The sequence below is a fragment of the Psychrobacter sp. 1U2 genome, from assembly GCF_051847575.1.
The window spans coordinates 1-714 of sequence record NZ_JBPYDC010001080.1 but is presented as its reverse complement, the minus strand read 5'-3'; the positions used below and the strand labels follow the sequence as shown (position 1 = coordinate 714).

The 714-nt window shown below is 43.0% G+C and carries 1 protein-coding gene; it reads right to left on the bottom strand.

Going from position 1 to position 714, the window contains the following annotated elements; genetic code table 11:
* Positions 1-524: DMT family transporter (locus ACS8FD_RS20490; RefSeq protein ID WP_439277220.1), on the bottom strand; the 524-nt coding region annotated here is incomplete at its 3' end.
* Positions 525-714: the final 190 nt, after the last annotated feature.

Sequence of the window (714 nt, the reverse complement as noted above, 5' to 3'; positions counted from 1 at the left end):
CCATATAGGGAATAACACACACCTGATAGCAGTCCGAGCACGATACCCCAATTGATTTGCGCCTCATCACCAAGCATCGTTAATCCCACACCAAATACCGCCATGAGTGCCAGTAATGCCGACTGCCGTGTAATAGACTCGTTTAATAAAAAAGCCGAAAATAACAGACTAAAAACAGGTGCAGTATAAAGCAGAGAGACTGCAGGGCCAGCACCGACATAAATAACGGCAAAGAAATAACAGATCGACATACCCAGTACGCCAATCAACGATTGCAGCGCCAGTCCCAGCCACTGCTTTGGACGCAGTTTGATTAAATAGGGCCATAGTTTTGGTAGCATAACAAGAATAAGAAGAGCGGCAGTCACGACGCGCAAGATAGTAATCTGCCAGCCACTAAAGCCGATTTGATTGAGGTAGGTAGAAAATATTCCCAAAGTACCCCAACAGACAGCGGCTGTAATGATTTGGATGGTGCCTATCCACGATTGCCGCGCTGACATTATGCTATCAGTATTTGCCATATCGCTCTCTATTGTTATGTATTATCAAACTCGAAAAACAACCTCTTCAAGCTTTTTCTTCATTACCATGCTGAAATAATAAAAGACAACCTGATTAAAGGCTGCCTTTTGTTCGTCTTTTCAGTCTATCATGAAAGTGTGACTAACGCGCTAACACAAGTTGATAAGTCATCATTAAATAGATACCAGC